The 14,903-nt window shown below is 72.2% G+C and carries 14 protein-coding genes; 6 read left to right on the top strand and 8 right to left on the bottom strand.

Translation table 11 applies throughout. The features are described from left to right. Positions 1-11: 11 nt before the first annotated feature. The gene (locus G6N64_RS10230; RefSeq protein WP_163796790.1) at positions 12-1,220 is read right to left on the bottom strand and encodes a glycosyltransferase; all 1,209 of its coding nucleotides are present in this window, start codon (positions 1,218-1,220) and stop codon (positions 12-14) included. A 133-nt stretch (positions 1,221-1,353) separates the two neighbouring features. Then, positions 1,354-1,587, bottom strand: coding sequence for a microaggregate-binding protein 1 (mbp1, locus tag G6N64_RS10225; protein ID WP_163801577.1), 234 nt, complete (start codon positions 1,585-1,587; stop codon positions 1,354-1,356). A gap of 140 nt (positions 1,588-1,727) precedes the next feature. Here mbp1 and G6N64_RS10220 point away from each other — a divergent pair, with 140 nt between their 5' ends. Beyond that, complete coding sequence (locus tag G6N64_RS10220; protein WP_163796789.1) at positions 1,728-3,083, top strand: hypothetical protein; 1,356 nt, start codon at positions 1,728-1,730, stop codon at positions 3,081-3,083. Positions 3,084-3,086: 3 nt separating this feature from the next. Here the strand turns inward: G6N64_RS10220 and G6N64_RS10215 are convergent, their stop codons facing one another. From G6N64_RS10215 to G6N64_RS10205, 3 genes are read right to left on the bottom strand one after another with little or no spacing between them, the layout of a single operon-like run. Beyond that, entirely contained in the window at positions 3,087-3,716 is a 630-nt protein-coding gene (locus G6N64_RS10215) for a methyltransferase domain-containing protein (RefSeq protein WP_163796788.1), read from the bottom strand. Then, the gene (locus G6N64_RS10210) at positions 3,716-4,387 is read right to left on the bottom strand and encodes a DUF2064 domain-containing protein (RefSeq protein ID WP_163796787.1); all 672 of its coding nucleotides are present in this window, start codon (positions 4,385-4,387) and stop codon (positions 3,716-3,718) included. The genes G6N64_RS10215 and G6N64_RS10210 overlap by 1 nt, the downstream gene beginning before the upstream one ends. Further along, entirely contained in the window at positions 4,384-5,058 is a 675-nt protein-coding gene (locus G6N64_RS10205; protein ID WP_163796786.1) for a glycosyltransferase family 2 protein, read from the bottom strand. The genes G6N64_RS10210 and G6N64_RS10205 overlap by 4 nt, the downstream gene beginning before the upstream one ends. 83 nt (positions 5,059-5,141) lie before the next feature. On the opposite strand from G6N64_RS10205, the gene G6N64_RS10200 reads away from it, so the two are divergent. Then, positions 5,142-5,822, top strand: coding sequence for a response regulator transcription factor (locus G6N64_RS10200; protein ID WP_163796785.1), 681 nt, complete (start codon positions 5,142-5,144; stop codon positions 5,820-5,822). Between the two features lie 19 nt (positions 5,823-5,841). Beyond that, positions 5,842-6,870 (top strand): sensor histidine kinase, encoded by a 1,029-nt coding sequence (locus tag G6N64_RS10195; protein ID WP_163796784.1) that lies wholly within the window; start codon positions 5,842-5,844, stop codon positions 6,868-6,870. Positions 6,871-6,976: 106 nt separating this feature from the next. Here the strand turns inward: G6N64_RS10195 and G6N64_RS10190 are convergent, their stop codons facing one another. The 3 genes from G6N64_RS10190 to G6N64_RS10180 form a co-directional block, all read right to left on the bottom strand. Further along, the gene (locus G6N64_RS10190) at positions 6,977-8,104 is read right to left on the bottom strand and encodes a nitronate monooxygenase (protein ID WP_163796783.1); all 1,128 of its coding nucleotides are present in this window, start codon (positions 8,102-8,104) and stop codon (positions 6,977-6,979) included. Positions 8,105-8,266: 162 nt separating this feature from the next. Beyond that, on the bottom strand, positions 8,267-9,298 hold the full coding sequence (locus G6N64_RS10185) for an NAD-dependent epimerase/dehydratase family protein (protein WP_163796782.1): 1,032 nt from the start codon (positions 9,296-9,298) through the stop codon (positions 8,267-8,269). Beyond that, complete coding sequence (locus tag G6N64_RS10180) at positions 9,295-10,071, bottom strand: S-methyl-5'-thioadenosine phosphorylase (protein WP_163796781.1); 777 nt, start codon at positions 10,069-10,071, stop codon at positions 9,295-9,297. Before G6N64_RS10180 ends, G6N64_RS10185 begins: the two co-directional genes overlap by 4 nt. 126 nt (positions 10,072-10,197) lie before the next feature. Between G6N64_RS10180 and G6N64_RS10175 the strand changes: the two genes are divergently transcribed. The 3 genes from G6N64_RS10175 to G6N64_RS10165 all read left to right on the top strand — a co-directional run bounded on the left by G6N64_RS10175 (position 10,198) and on the right by G6N64_RS10165 (position 14,898). Then, a complete protein-coding gene (locus tag G6N64_RS10175) occupies positions 10,198-13,113 on the top strand; it encodes an arabinosyltransferase domain-containing protein (RefSeq protein WP_163796780.1) in 2,916 nt (971 codons plus the stop codon). A 22-nt stretch (positions 13,114-13,135) separates the two neighbouring features. Further along, the gene (locus tag G6N64_RS10170; protein ID WP_163796779.1) at positions 13,136-14,005 is read left to right on the top strand and encodes a 1,4-dihydroxy-2-naphthoate polyprenyltransferase; all 870 of its coding nucleotides are present in this window, start codon (positions 13,136-13,138) and stop codon (positions 14,003-14,005) included. A 95-nt stretch (positions 14,006-14,100) separates the two neighbouring features. After that, positions 14,101-14,898, top strand: coding sequence for a class II aldolase/adducin family protein (locus G6N64_RS10165; RefSeq protein ID WP_163796778.1), 798 nt, complete (start codon positions 14,101-14,103; stop codon positions 14,896-14,898). Positions 14,899-14,903 lie beyond the last annotated feature (5 nt).

The following is a 14,903-nucleotide window of genomic DNA, read 5'->3' as shown; positions in this document are numbered from 1 at the left end:
CTCGTGCCGGTCTAACGGGCGCCGACCGTCGACCTCGTGGCCGGACGGGCGGCGTGAGCGTCGACGGCCCGCTGGAGCGCGTTCTCGGTCTCCGAGGCGACGCGGTCCCAGCCGTAGCACGATCGGGCGCGGGCGCGTCCCGCCAGGCCCATCCCCTCACGCAGGAGCCCACCGTGCAGCATCGCCGTGAGCGCCGCGAAGAGTTTGGGCGAATTGCGCGGGGGGACCATGAGACCCGTCACGTCGTGGATGACCACGTCGCCGGCGGCCCCCGCCTCGGTGGCCACCACGGGCACACCGCATGCCATCGCCTCGAGCAGCGCCGGGTTCGTCGGCTCGTACCACGACGCGCACGCGAACACGTCTGCGGACCGCAGCAGTGCCGCACGCTCGTCGACCGGGAGCGCGCCGGTCAACCGCACCCGGCCGGACACTCCTTCGTCCACCGCCAGCCGCTGCAGCCGTGCGGCCTCCGGATCGTGCTCGAGTCCGTCGAACACGGGCCCGCCCACGATGACGAGTTCGGCGGCGGGCAACTTCGCGATCACGCGGATCAGGTCGTCGAGACCATGGTGCGGCAGGAAGTGGTCGACCGCGGCGACGATCCGGAATCCGTTCTCCTGATCGACTTTTCGGTCGGCCACCGGTCCCGTGGGCGCGAACGCGTCGACGTCCACACCCTGCGGCAGCACCGCGATGCGCGACCGCGCGCATCCCATCCGGATCAGGTCCTCGACGTCCTCAGAACACGCCGCCGCCACGCGGGTCGCGGTGCGGGCGAGGAGGCGTTCGAGCCTGGTGCGGGCGGGCGGCCCGACCACGCGAGACTGCCGCCTGGTGAGCGTCGCACCCAGTTCGGGCAGCGCCTGCACAGTCGGGATCGAGTGGCGATCGGCCGAGAGTTGCGCTGCCACACCGTGAATCCACGACCCAGCATGGACGACGTCGGGCCGCTCGGTCGACCACCTGTCGACGAGGAAGCGGGCGAAGTCGTTGAGCACACCCGCGAGGTCGGACGCCCCGGCGCCCACCGTCTGCGGCATCTGCACGACGCGGAAGCCGTCGACCTCCAGCGTCTCGGGCGCCTCGGCGTCGTGGCGCGGTGCGTAGACCGTGACGTCGGCTCCACGCGCGGCCATCGCGGCGGCCATCGCCGCCGTCGACCCGTCGCGCTGCGCCGGTTCGACTACCGGGTTCGCGCCGACCAGACCAACCCTCATCCCGTCTCCCTTCGTGCCAGAAACGAGGAGAGCCCCGCCCCGGCGACGCGCAAACCGCTTCCCGGCGTCTGCTTCGCGGCGCGGATCGCGCGTTTCGCCGAGTGGATGGACGAGGGCAGGCCCGGTCGGTGGCCTACTCCTGCGCCTTCTGGCGCGCCTCGCTGGCCTTCGCGGCACCGCGGGCGCTCTCCGCCTCGGCCTCCTTTTGCGCCGCCTCACGCTGGGCGTCCGCCTTGTCCTGCTGCGCCTCGCCCTCGCGCTGCAGGTCGTCGCTGCCGGTCACGGCGCCGGCGACCTCCTTGGCCTTGCCCTTGACGCCCTCGACCGTGCCCTTGATGCCTTCTTCCGGTCCGCTGTCGCCTGCCACGTCGCTGTTCCTCCCGTCGAGTGCGGCCCTCGGAGGGCCCATACGCCGACGTGGGTTCCCAGCCGATCCCCGGCAAAACGGCGGACCGTCACGAACCCGTCAGGGCGGCCGCACGAGTTCGACCCCTAGGGTGGAAAGGCGTGAAGACCGCCCGTCGCGACGTGATCGCCGTGACCCTCGCGATCCTGTTGGTGGTGGCGGCTTTCGTCGTACCGCGTCTGCACCTCGGCATCGTCACCCCCCTGATCAATGCCACTCCCGAACGGTTCCGCGACTTCGCGGGGACCGCGCCGATCTTCGGCTGGTGGAACGCCCACGTCGGCTGGGGCACCGTCCCGGCCATCGTCATCGGCATCGCCATGGTGGTGGCCGGGCAGTCCGTGGCGGCCCGGTTGCCGTGGCGCGCGCTGCCGTGGGCGACGTGGGCCGTGTCGTGCGCCTGGGCGTTCTCGCTGGCGATGATCGACGGCTGGCAGCTCGGCTTCGCAGGCCGCCTCGAGGCCCGGCACGAGTACCTGCGCCAGGTGCCGACGATCACCGACATCCCCGAGGCCGTCCGCACCTTCTCCGACCGGATCCTCGACTTCCAACCCGATTCCTGGATCACGCACGTCTCCGGCCACCCGCCCGGTGCGCTGCTCACCTTCGTCTGGCTGGACCGCATCGGGCTCAGCGGCGGCGGCTGGGCCGGGCTGCTCTGCCTGCTCGTCGGCTCCAGCGCCGCGGCCGCCATCGTGGTCGCGGTGCGGGCCCTGGCCGACGAGTCCACCGCGCGGCTGGTCGCACCGTTCGTGGCGGTCGCGCCGACGGCGATCTGGATCGCGGTCTCGGCCGACGGCTACTTCGCGGGCGTGGCGGCGTGGGGCCTCACCCTGCTGGCGCTCGCCGCGCGGGGCTCCGTCCGGCTGCCGATCGTCGCCGCGGCGGGTGCGGGCCTGCTCCTCGGCTGGGTCGTCTTCCTCAACTACGGCGCGGGTCTGATCGCCGTACCCGCGGTCGCGATCCTCGTGTCGGCGCGGGACGTGCGGTCGGCGCTACGCGCGCTGGTACCCGCGGTGGTGGCGGCGCTCGCCGTCGTCGGCGTGTTCGCGGCGGCCGGCTTCTGGTGGTTCGACGGCTACCACCTGGTGCAGGAGCGCTACTGGCAGGGCATCGCGCTGGATCGGCCGTTCCAGTATTGGGTGTGGGGCAATCTCGCCGCGGTGGTGTGCGCGGTGGGCCTCGGCACGGTCGCCGGCATCGGTCGGGTGTTCGACGTGGCGGCGATCAAACGACGATCGGGTCTGCACCTGGTGGTGCTGGGGGCGCTGCTCTCGATCGCGTGCGCCGACCTCAGCATGCTGAGCAAGGCCGAGGTGGAACGGATCTGGCTGCCGTTCACGGTGTGGCTGATGGCCGCGGCCGCGTTGCTGCCGGCCCGGTCGCACCGATGGTGGCTGGCGGCCAACGTGATCGGTGCGCTCGCGCTGAACAGCTTCATCCTGACGAACTGGTAGCCGTCAGGCCGCGGCCAGCGTCGTCAACAGACGGCTTCCCATCGGTTGGACGTCCTCGATGGTGAGGCCGACCTCGTCGGCCAGTTGATGGGCGCCGGTCAACCCGACCGTCGCCCACCGGAACCACGGCCCGATCGTGCGCGAGGACTCCAGGCGGACCCAGCGGACCACGACGCCCTCGGTCTCGGCGTCGAACTCGGTGACGCACCGGCCCCCGGACCGCAGCAGCTCCGCCGCACGGCTCAACACCCGGCGCGGATCTCCGCCGAGCCCGACGTTCCCGTCCGCCAGCAGCACCGTCGACCAGCGACCGGTGCCCGGCAGGGGCTCGAAGACGTCCCGCCGCAGCGCCGGCGCGCCACGGCGCCGGGTCATCTCGACGGCGGTCGCGGACTGGTCGACGCCCAGGGCCGGCAGACCGCGCTGGATCAGGTCGACCGTCAGCCGTCCCGGCCCACAGCCGAGGTCGATGGTCGGGCCCACGCACTCGCCGACGACGGCCCGGTCGAACGCGTGGTCGCTACGCCGCTGGCCCAGCCAGCTGTGCACCGGCAGCCCGTGCACGCTGCCGTCCTCGTACCGGATCCAACATCGTTCGCCCGTCAGGGCGCGGTCGTAGAGATTTCCGAACATCAGGCTCCTCCGGCCATCGCGAGTCTGCTGAACCGGGTTCCGGACGTGCACTCGCGTCGCACTTCATCCAGATCGTCGATGGTGTCGAGGTCGGTCAACGTCGCGACGATGCCGACGTCGAGACCGGTGGCCGTCAGTGCCGCCAGTGTGAGGGCTCCGGTGTCCGCGCGCGACATGGGGACGTCGCGCAGCGCCTCGGCGGCGACGGGATCATGCACGCCGAGCACCCACCAGCCGCCGTCGGAGGCCATGCCCAGCACGGCGTCGGACGCCAGCAGCGTCGTCGCGCACTCGTCGAGGAGCGCCGCGGTCACCTGCGGGGTGTCCATGCCGATCTGCAGGACCGGCAGGCCGGTCGCGGCGGCCGCGTCGGCGTGGGCGAATGCGAGGCGGTCACCGAAGGCGTCACCCCGCTGCTCGACGACGGTGAAGTCCGCCAGCCGGGCACGGATCTCGGCGGATCGGCTGGCGCGGTCGAGGTCGCCCGTCATGGCCACCACGCGTCCCGACCCGGAGCAGGCCGCCACGGCGTCGAGGGTGTCCAGCAGTGCCGCGGCCGCGAGGTCGGCGGCCGCGGCGTCGCCGAGCGTCGCCGCCAGCCGGGTCTTCGCGAACCCCGGCACCGGGGCCTTGGCGACCACCAGAACCGAACACGGGACGTCACCGCTCACGAGATCACCCGCCAGAAATCCAGGGCCGCGTGGACACTGCCACGAACCGAGCCGCTGACCTTGGACTTCCCGCCCGCGCGGGGACCGTACGCGACGTCGCGTTCGACCACTTTCCAGTCCGCAGCGGCAGCCCGGACCAGTAGTTCGAGCGGATACCCGGAACGGCGGTCGACGACACCAAGGCCGAGCACGGCGTCGCGGCGGGCCACGCGCATCGGGGCGATGTCGTGCACCGGCATCCCGTGCCGGGTGCGCAGCCGCCAGCACACTGCGGCGGTCCCGAGCCGTGCGTGCCACGGCCACCGCACGTCGGCGGTGGCGCGACGCCGCCCGACCGCCATGTCCGCGCCTGCTTCGAGGTCGGCGACGAGGCCGGGGAGGTCGGCGGGGTTCAGCGAACCGTCGGCGTCGATGACGGCGACGATCTCGGTGTCGGCGGCCTCGATGCCGGCGTGCACCGCCGATCCGTAGCCGGGTCGGCTCTCGGCGACCACCCGCGCGCCGGCCCGACGCGCGACGTCGGCGGTGCCGTCGGTGCTGTTGTTGTCGACGACGAGGGGGGCGAAGCCGGAGGGCATCGCGGCGAGCACGACGGGAAGGGCATCGGCCTCGTTCATGCACGGCAGAACCACCGTCACCCGACCGTCGGTCACGGGCCAATGATTTGCCATCTGGGCTCCGATCAAACGATGAATGGGCTGACGAAAGAGTGACGCGACCGTAAGGAAGGTCGTTCGCCGTTAACCTTGACACCGTGACCCGGGTCCTGATCGCCGATGACGACAACGTCGTGCGTGACGTCCTGCGTCGATACCTCGAACGCGACGGGCTCGACGTGACCGTCGCCCGCGACGGCCACGAGGCTCTACACGTGCTCGACACCGAGCAGATCGACCTCGCCGTGCTCGACGTGATGATGCCCGGTCCCGACGGGCTCGCCCTGTGCCAGACGCTGCGCGACCGCAGCGGTTACGACGTCCCGGTGATCCTGCTGACGGCGCTGGCCGAGGAGGAGGACCGGATCGCCGGCCTCGAGGCGGGCGCCGACGACTACGTCACCAAGCCGTTCAGCCCGCGGGAGCTGGCGCTGCGCGTCCGCTCGGTGCTGCGGCGCAACCCGTCGCCGCAGGCGTCTCAGCCGGCCACCCTGACGACGGGCGCACTGACCATCTCGGCCTCGGCGCGCTCCGTCACCGTTCACGACCAGCCGGTCTCGCTGACCAACCGCGAGTTCGACCTGCTGCTGTTCTTCCTCACCCACGACAACACGGTCTACAGCCGCGAGGAGCTGCTGAAGAACGTCTGGCAGTGGGACTTCGGCGACCTGTCCACGGTGACCGTGCACGTCAAGCGCCTCCGGTCGAAACTCGGCGACCAGCACCGCGTGCAGACGGTGTGGGGTCGGGGCTACATGTGGAGCGAGGCGCGCGAATGACCCGGAGCGCCACCGTTCGATGACCGCACCCCACATCTGGGAGATGATCGGCCTCGCCCTGGCCTTCTCGGTCCCCGTCGTCCTGATCGGCGCCCTGGTCATCAAGCTGGCGCAGTCGTGGTCGCTGGCCGTCAGCATGGTGGCGCTGGTGCTCATCCCGACCGTCGCCACGTTCACCGGAGTCCTCGGCGCCAGCGGCTTCATGGTCAACGACAGCTTCGAGAGCTTCGGCGTCGTGCTGGTGATCGTCTCGGTGGTGACCATCCCCGCCGCCGTCATGCTCGCCCGCCACCAGGCCCGGAAGATGGTGTGGGAGGACCAGATCCGCGAGTCCGAACACGCCGCCGAGGTCTCCCGCCGGCGACTGGTGGCCTTCGTCAGCCACGACCTGCGCACCCCGCTGGCCGGCATCCGCGCGGTGTCGGAGGCGATCGCGGACGGCGTCCTCGCCGACCACGAGATCCGCGACCACGCCCGGCACATCGAGCAGGAAACCATCCGGCTGTCCGAGATGGTCGACGACCTCTTCGAGATGTCGAAGATCAACGCGGGCGCCATCCAGCCGGTGTTCGACCGCGTGGCCCTCGACGAGGTCGTGGACGACGTGCTGTCGGCCCACCGCATCACCGCCGAACGCGCGGGCGTCACGCTGCGCGCCGACCTCCCCGACGAGCCGGTCAGGGTGATCGGCAGCGACCGCGCGCTCGTCCGGGTGCTGTCCAACCTCGTCGCCAACGCGATCGCGCACACCCCCGACGGCGGCCGGGTGGCCCTGTCGGTGGGCCGTGACGAACGCGGAGCGTGGGCCCGCGTCGACGACACCGGCGTCGGCATCGACGAGGCCGACCTGGCGCGGGTGTTCGACATCGCCTACCGCGGCTCCAACGGCCGGGTGCCCCGCTCGGACGCGTCGCTGCCCAGCGGTTCCGGACTGGGCCTCGCGATCGCCGCGGGCCTGGTGCAGGCCCACCACGGCACCGTCACCGCCTACAACCTGGAGTCCGGCGCGCGCCTCGAGGTGCGGCTCCCCCTCGCCGGCGAGGCCTGAGTTTCTTTTCTCCGCGAGCGTGCTCCCCGCAAGCGGGGTGCCCCAGTCTGCGGGCGACACGCCGGTCGCGAACCTGAGTTTGCGCACGCTCGGCGAGGGCTCCCGGTCAGTCGGGGATGGTGCGCCCCAGGCTCTCGGCGGCGGCGAGGTAGTCCTCGATGAACTCCAGCACCACCTCGCGGGCGGGCTTCACCTTGTTCATCATCCCGACGCCCTGACCGACGAAGTAGGTCGCCAGCGCCTGCGCGCCCTCGTGGCCCTGCTCGGCGAGCGCGTCGACGCGGCGCAGCACCGGCTCGACGAGCATCGACTGCAGCGGGAGCGGCAGCGGCCTGCGACCGCCGTCGTTGGGCGCCCACGCGTTGGTCCAGTCGGAGACGAGCTGCCGCGACGGCTTGCCGGTACGACCGGCCGAGCGCACCGTGTCCCGCGACGACGCCGCGAGCATCTTCTGCACGGTGTGCGGCGCGGTCTCGGCCTCCTCGGTGGTCAGCCACACCGACCCCGTCCACGCGCCCGCCGCGCCCATTGCGACGGCGGCGGCCATCTGTCTGCCGGTCACGATGCCGCCCGCGGCCAGCACCGGGATGTCGCTGCCGGCGGCCTCGAGCGCGTCGAGCACCTCGGGGACCAGCACCAGCGTGCTGACCTCGCCGCAGTGCCCGCCCGCCTCGGTGCCCTGCGCGACGATCAGGTCGACGCCGGCGGCGGCCTGCTTCAGCGCGTGCTCCTTGGCGCCGACGAGCGCCGCGACGGGAACTCCCGCGGCGCGGCCCGCCTCGATCATGTAGTCCGGCGGCACCCCGAGCGCGTTCGCGATCAACTTGATCGGGTGGCTCATCGCCACGTCGAGCAGTTCGCGGCCGGTGTTCCCGGACAGCATGGGGCTGCCGATGCGCGGCGTGGGGTCGGGCTCGATGCCGTGACCGCTGAGCAGTTCTGCGACGAACGCCTTGGTGTCGTCGGGGATGCGACTCGCGAGGTCGCCCTTGGACAGGCCCTCGCCCTTGCCCTCGAACTTCGCGGGCACGATGATGTCGGCCCCGTAGGGCTTGCCGTTCACGTGATCGTCGATCCACGACAGTTCGCGGTCCAGTTGCTCGGGCGAGTACGCCGTCGCGCCGAGCACCCCGAAGCCGCCGGCGTTGGTGACCGCCGCGACGACGTCGCGGCAGTGACTGAACGCGAACAGCGGGAAGTCGATGCCAAACTGTTGACAGATGTCGAGTTTCACGTTCGCCAGTATGGCTTTTCCGCCGCCCCATTCGGCGAGCAGTCGCAAACTCCCCTGTTTCGCAGGAAAGAAGGGGAGTTGGCTGGAGCCACGAAGTGGACTGCTCGCGGGAAGACCGGACCCGCGCGGGAGGACGGGACCTCGCGGGAAGAAGGGCAGGGGCTAGCCGCGCAGCGGGGCGAACGCGAAGTCCGCCAACCCCTGCTGCGGGTCGATGGCCGCGCGGAAGCCGAGCACGTCGGCCGCCAAAGCCGGGCTGGCGACGATGTGCCGCACGTCGCCGCTGCGATATTGCCCGGTGACCACGGGTGCCAGCCCGTCGCGGACCTCGCAGATGCGCGCGGCGACGTCGCGGATCGCGATCGGCCGTCCCGAGCAGACGTTGAACGCCGCGAACCCCTCGGTGTCGGAGGTGATGGCCGCGACGTTCGCGGCGGCGACGTCGTCGACGTGGACGAAGTCCCGCATCTGCCCGCCGTCCTCGAACACCCGCGGCGGCTCTCCCCGTTCGATCGCGGACCGGAAGATGGCCGCCACCCCCGAGTACGGGGTGTCGCGCGGCATGTGCGGGCCGTAGACGTTGTGGTATCGCAGCGCGACGACCGAGCCACCGGTCGCCTCGGCCCACGCCAGCGCGTAGTGCTCCTGCGCGACCTTGCTTGCGGCATACAGACTTCGGGGCCGCAGCGGGGCGTCTTCGTCGACAAGTCGCCACTGCAGCGGCTCGGCGCCGACGGGGCAGCGATGCTCGAACTCGCCGGCGTCGAGATCCGCCTTGGTGCGGGGCAGCGGGTCGACGTCGCCGTGCTCGGTGCACGCGAAACCGCCCTGGCCGTAGACCACCATCGACGACGCGAGCACCAGCTGTCGGCATCCCGCCGCGTACATCTCGGCGAGCAGCACCGTGGTGCCGTAGTCGTTGTGGCTGCCGTAGGACGGGGCGTCCGACGCGTCGACACCGGCGCCCACCACGGCCGCCTGGTGGCACACGACGTCGACGCCGGGCAGCACCTCGGCGAGCGCCGCCGCGTCGCGAACGTCCACCTGCCGGATGCCGTCGGGCACCGTGGTGGCGTCGCCGTGGGCGGCGGGCAGCATCGCGTCGACGGCCACGACCTCGTGACCGCCGTCGGTCAGCTGGGCGCGGATCCGCGAACCGATGAAACCCGCTGCGCCGGTGAGCAATACCTTCATGGCAGCTCGATCGGCAACGTGACGCCGGCGTGCGGCGAGCAGTGGGTACAGGCGTTCTCGACGTCGACCTGGTCGATCGCCTCGTGCACCAGCTGCTTGAACGGCACCAGGTTCTTCTCGAACTCAGCGAAGACGTCGACCGCGGTCACGCCGGCGCCCGTCTCGATGCCCGCGTCCAGATCGGTAACCAGTGCGATTGCGGCGTAACACATCTCGAGTTCACGGGCGAGGACGGACTCCGGGTAGCCGGTCATGTTCACCAGCGAGAAGCCCTCGCTCGCGAACCAGCGGCTCTCGGCGCGCGTCGAGAATCGCGGACCCTGGATGACGACCATCGTGCCCCCGTCGACGACCCCGCGCAGGCCGGTGACGGCGCTCCGCAGCGTCGGGCAGTAGGGGTCGGCGAACCCGACGTGGATGCCGCCCGAGTCGAAGTACGTGTCGGCCCTCGCGCTGGTCCGGTCGACCAGCTGGTCGGGCACCACCATCGAGCCCGGCCCGAGTTCGGGCTTGAGGCTGCCGACCGCACAGGGACCGAAGATGCGCCGCACCCCCAGCGCCCGCAGCGCCCACATGTTGGCGCGGTACGGGACGGTGTGCGGCGAGAACTCGTGGTTGGCGCCGTGCCGCGGCAGGAAGGCCACCTCGTGTTCGCCGACGGTGCCGACGGTGATCGCGCCGCTGGGCGCGCCGTAGGGGGTGTCGAGGTTGACGCTGCGCGCGTCCGCTCCGAAGAAGGAGTAGAAACCGCTGCCACCGATCACACCCAGCATGCACTGCTCCTCACGTCGATTCGCCTCCATCATCGCCCATGGCGCCACCGGAGATTCTGACGCCGGGGTGAACGGGACGCCGTCCGGGCGCGGTGCGCGACCTCGGGGTGACAGTCTCTTGGCGACGTGACGAGCACACAGCGGGTATCCGGGCGGGCCCGCGGTCCGTGGCCGACGGTGATCGTCGGCATGCTCGGACTGCTCGCCGCCCTTGCACTGCCGTTCGCGCCGGTGTGGGTGGCGAGCAGCACGCTGACCTGGCCCGCACCCGACCGTGCCACCACCGCCACCACCGCGTCGAGCACCGCGATGATCGTGCCGTACCGACCCGCCAGCCTGACGGCCGTGGTGCCGTGTGCCGCGCTGCGCGCTGCCGTCGACCAGAACGCTCCGACGGTGCTCGACACCGGCGACGGCGGCCTGCTCGTCACCGCCGACGCCGGCGGCGCGTCCGTGCGGATCGGCGGCCACGAGGTCGCGATCCCGGTCCCGCCGGGCGACTGCCGCACCGTCATCCGGTCGACGCCCGGCGGCATGGCGGTCGACACCGCCGACGGCCGCACCGTGACGCTGGACGGCACCCCCGTGCCGAAGGTGTTCGGCTTCCGGACCGCCCTCGGCGGGGCCGATGCGGCGGGTCTGACGGTGACGCTGTCGACGATCGACCGGTTCACCACGACGCCCTCGCCGCTGAAGTGGGCTCTGATCGGCGTGGCCCTGCTGGCCGCCGCGGGCAGCCTGATCCTGCTGCCCGGCTCGCCGTGGCCACGCCCCAGGTGGCGACCGCGGCGCGCGTGGTGGGTCGACGCCGGGATGGTCGCCGTCCTCGCCGGGTGGGCGGTCGTCGGGCCGCTCGCCGTCGACGACGGCTGGGCGACGATGATCGCGCGCAACGTCGCCGGCACCGGCAACCCGGGCAACTACTACCGATGGTGGAACGCCGCCGAGGTGCCGTTCGCGTTCAGCCAGGAGCTGCTGTCCGGACTGACGACGATCAGCGTCGCGCCGCTGTGGCTGCGGGTGCCCAGCACCCTGCTCGCGATCGCCACGTGGTTCGTGCTGAGCCGCGGCGTCCTGGGCGCCGCACTGCCGGTGCGGTCGGCCACGGTCCGCGTGCGACTGCTCGCCGCGCTGTGCCTGCTCGCCACCTGGCTGCCGTTCGACCTCGGCACCCGGCCGGAGTCCTTCGTCGCGCTGGGTGTGACCGTCGTGCTCGCGCTGGCGATGCGGGCGCGGTCGCCCCGCGACGTCGGCCTGCTGATCCTGGCCGCCGCGCTGGTCGTGCCGATCAGCCCCAACGGCGCGCTGGTGCTGGCACCGGTGGTCGTCTTCGCGCCGACGCTGCGGGCGGCGCTGCGATCTGGGTCGCCAGTGGCGGCGTACGTCCCCGCGCTTGCCTCGATCGCCGCGGTGGCACTGGTGGTGATCTTCGGTGACCAGACCTGGGACGCCCTGATCACCGCCACCGACTGGCACACCTTCTTCGGCCCGGCGCTCCCCTGGTACGACGAGCCGGACCGCTACGCCTATCTGCTGGGATCCGATCAGCAGGGCAGCTATGCGAAGCGAGCGGCCGTACTGCTGGCGATCGCAACGGTTCCCGTCGTCCTGCTGCTGCGGTGGCGGCGCCCGGGGTTCGTGGCGCGGGCGGCCACGCGGCTCGCCGCGGTGACGGTGCTGACGCTGGCGCTGTTCGCGGTGGCCCCGTCGAAGTGGTCGTACCACCTGGGCGCCGCAGCAGGTCCGTTCGCCGCGCTGCTGGTGGCAGCGGTGGTGCTGATCGCGAGAAGGACGCCGGACCGCCGCGCCGTCGTCGCCGCGGTGCTCGGCTCGGCACTGCTGGGGTGGGCCGCCGCCGTGTCGTTCGCCGGGCCCAACGCATGGTGGATACCGGCGGTGTACGACGTGCCGTGGGCCGCGGAAGGGCCAGCGCCGCTGGGCATTTCGCTCATCTGGCCGGTGATCGTCGCTGCGATGCTCATCGTGCTGGCCACGAGGCGCCCGACGGCCGCCCCCGCCGCGCTCGTCGTCGTCGCACTGGGCACGTCGGTCGCCGTCATGCTCGGTTCCTTCGTCGCCGCACCGCTGCGACGGCCGGAGGGTTCACTCGCGGTCGCGAACCTCGGCCGGGTGACCGGGGAGCGGGTGTGCGGCCTGGCCGACGACGTCGACGTGCTGCCCGACGGTCCGGTTCTGCCGGCCGCCACGGACGCCGACCGGCTCGACGGCTTCGTCCGCGGCGCCGGCTACCCACCCGACGCCGCGCCGCCCGACCCGCCCGGGGTCGGCACGTCGGAGTTCCTCTGGGGCAGCTGGTCGGACCCCGACACCGGTCGCGCGTCGATGACGAGCCGATGGTTCGCGGTGCCCGCCCTCGCCGTCGACGGTGGGCTCGCGGTGTCCGTGGCGGGCCGCACCGACGACGGCAACCGGCTGCTGTTCGAGTTCGGCCGCGCCGACGGCGCCGGCGTGACGCCGCTGGGCGAGCGCTCCCCCGCCGACCGACCCGCATCCGACGAGGACCCGACCGAACCGCTGTGGCGGTCCATCGGCGTCGACGCGGCGGAGGTCCCCGCGGGCGCCGACCGCGTGCGGATCCGCGCCGAGGACGGCCGCACCGACGACTTCGGCTGGCTCGCGGTGACGGGTCCCCGCCTGCGGTCGGTGGTGCCGCTGACGCGATTCCTCGAGACCCGCGGCCCCGTGCTGGTCAGCTGGCCGCAGGCGTTCCTCTTCCCCTGCGTGCGCGACGTCCCCACCATCACCGCGGGCGTCGTCCGGACGCCGCGCGCGGTGATCGAGTCGCCCCGGCCGTACTCGATCGACGACCGCACGACGGACGCCGGTGGGAGCTTCGCCGGCCTGCTCGCCTTCGACGAACTGCACGAGATGCCGACCCGGCTGCGCGGGCGGCCCGACGTCGACTGGGGTGCGCTGCGACTGCCACCCGACACCGCGACCGTGGACGACTACTCGCAGGTCGTGACGCGGACGCTCGTGCCCGGGATCCACGGCGTCCCCGTGGTGCGGCCCGAGCGGTAGCGACCTCTGGCACGATTCACCCATGGCAACCGTCGGGCAGTGGATCGAGGGTGCCCGTCCCCGGACGCTGCCGAACGCGGTGGCGCCGGTGATCGCGGGCACCGGCGCGGCGGCGTGGCTCGGCGAGGCGGTCTGGTGGAAGGCGCCGCTGGCGCTCGTCGTGTCGCTCGCGCTGATCGTCGGCGTGAACTACGCCAACGACTATTCCGACGGCATCCGCGGCACCGACGACGTCCGGTCCGGCCCGCTGCGGCTGGTGGGGTCGAAGGTGGCGTCGCCGCGCGCGGTGCTGACCGCGGCGCTGGTGAGCCTCGGCCTCGGCGCGGCGGCGGGGTTGGCGCTGGCGATCGTCAGCGCGCCGTGGCTGATCGCGGTCGGTGCGGCGTGCATCGCGGGGGCGTGGCTCTACACCGGCGGCGCGAAGCCCTACGGCTACAGCGGCCTCGGCGAGGTGGCGGTGTTCGTGTTCTTCGGGCTGGTGGCCGTGCTGGGCACCCAGTTCACCCAGGCCCTGCGGGTCGACTGGGTGGGTGCCGCGGCGGCCGTGGCGGTCGGCGCGCTGTCGTCGGCGGTGCTGGTCGCCAACAACCTCCGGGACATCCCCACCGACCGCGAGACGGGCAAGATCACCCTCGCCGTCCGGCTCGGGGACGCGCGCACCCGCGTGCTCTACCAGGTGCTGGTGGCGGCGGCGTTCGTGCTGACGCTGGTGCTGATGCTCGCGACGCCGTGGTGCGCCGTCGGCCTGCTGGCGCTGCCGCTCGCGGTCCGCGCCGCCACCCCGGTGCGTCGGGGCCTCGGCGGCCGCGAACTGATCCCCGTGCTGCGCGACACCGGGCTGACGATGCTCATGTGGTCGGTGACCGTCGCACTCGCACTCGCGCTGGCCTGAATCCTCGCGACTCGTGCACGCGCAGCCGCGGTGAGCGCGGCTACGGGTGCACGAATCGCGGCTCGGCCCTCGAGATCGCGGCCTACTCTGGCCTCATGTCCCACGACGACGCCGACCAGGCCGCCCGACTCGCCGGTGGCAACACCGCGGCACTGCTCCCGCAGGAGCGCACCCTCGACGAGGAGCGCCTGCACCGCAAGCAGCAACTCGCCGCGGCGTTCCGACTGTTCAGCAAGTTCGGCTTCGACGAGGGCGTCGCGGGCCACATCACCGCCCGCGACCCGGAGCTGACCGACCACTTCTGGGTCAACCCGTTCGGCATGCACTTCGGCCACATCCGGGTCAGCGACCTGCTGCTGGTGCGCCACGACGGCACGATCGTCGAGGGTGACCGCCCGCTGAACCAGGCCGCGTTCGCCATCCACTCGCAGGTGCACGCCGCCCGTCCGGACGTGATCGGCGCCGCCCACTCGCACTCGGTGTACGGCAAGTCGTGGTCGACGCTGGGCCGGCTGCTGGACCCGATCACCCAGGACGCGTGCGCCTTCTACGACGACCACGCGCTGTTCGACCAGTACTCCGGCGTCGTGCTCGACCTCGAGGAGGGCAAGCGCATCGCGCACACGCTCGGCGGGCGCAAGGCCGCGATCCTGCGCAACCACGGTCTGCTCACCGTCGGCCAGTCGGTCGAGGAGGCGGCGTGGTGGTTCATCACGATGGAGCGGTCCTGCCAGGCGCAGCTGATGGCCGAGGCCGTCGGCACACCCGTCCTGATCGACCCGGACATGGCGGCCCTGACGGCCACCCAGGTCGGTAGCCACTTCGCCGGTTGGTTCAGCTTCCAGCCGCTGTTCGACCGCATCACCCGCGAGCAGCCCGACCTCTTCGACTGAGCAGG

It is taken from the genome of Mycolicibacterium sediminis (genome assembly GCF_010731735.1).
Classification (GTDB): domain Bacteria; phylum Actinomycetota; class Actinomycetes; order Mycobacteriales; family Mycobacteriaceae; genus Mycobacterium; species Mycobacterium sediminis.
This window is presented reverse-complemented; position numbering and strand designations above follow the sequence as displayed.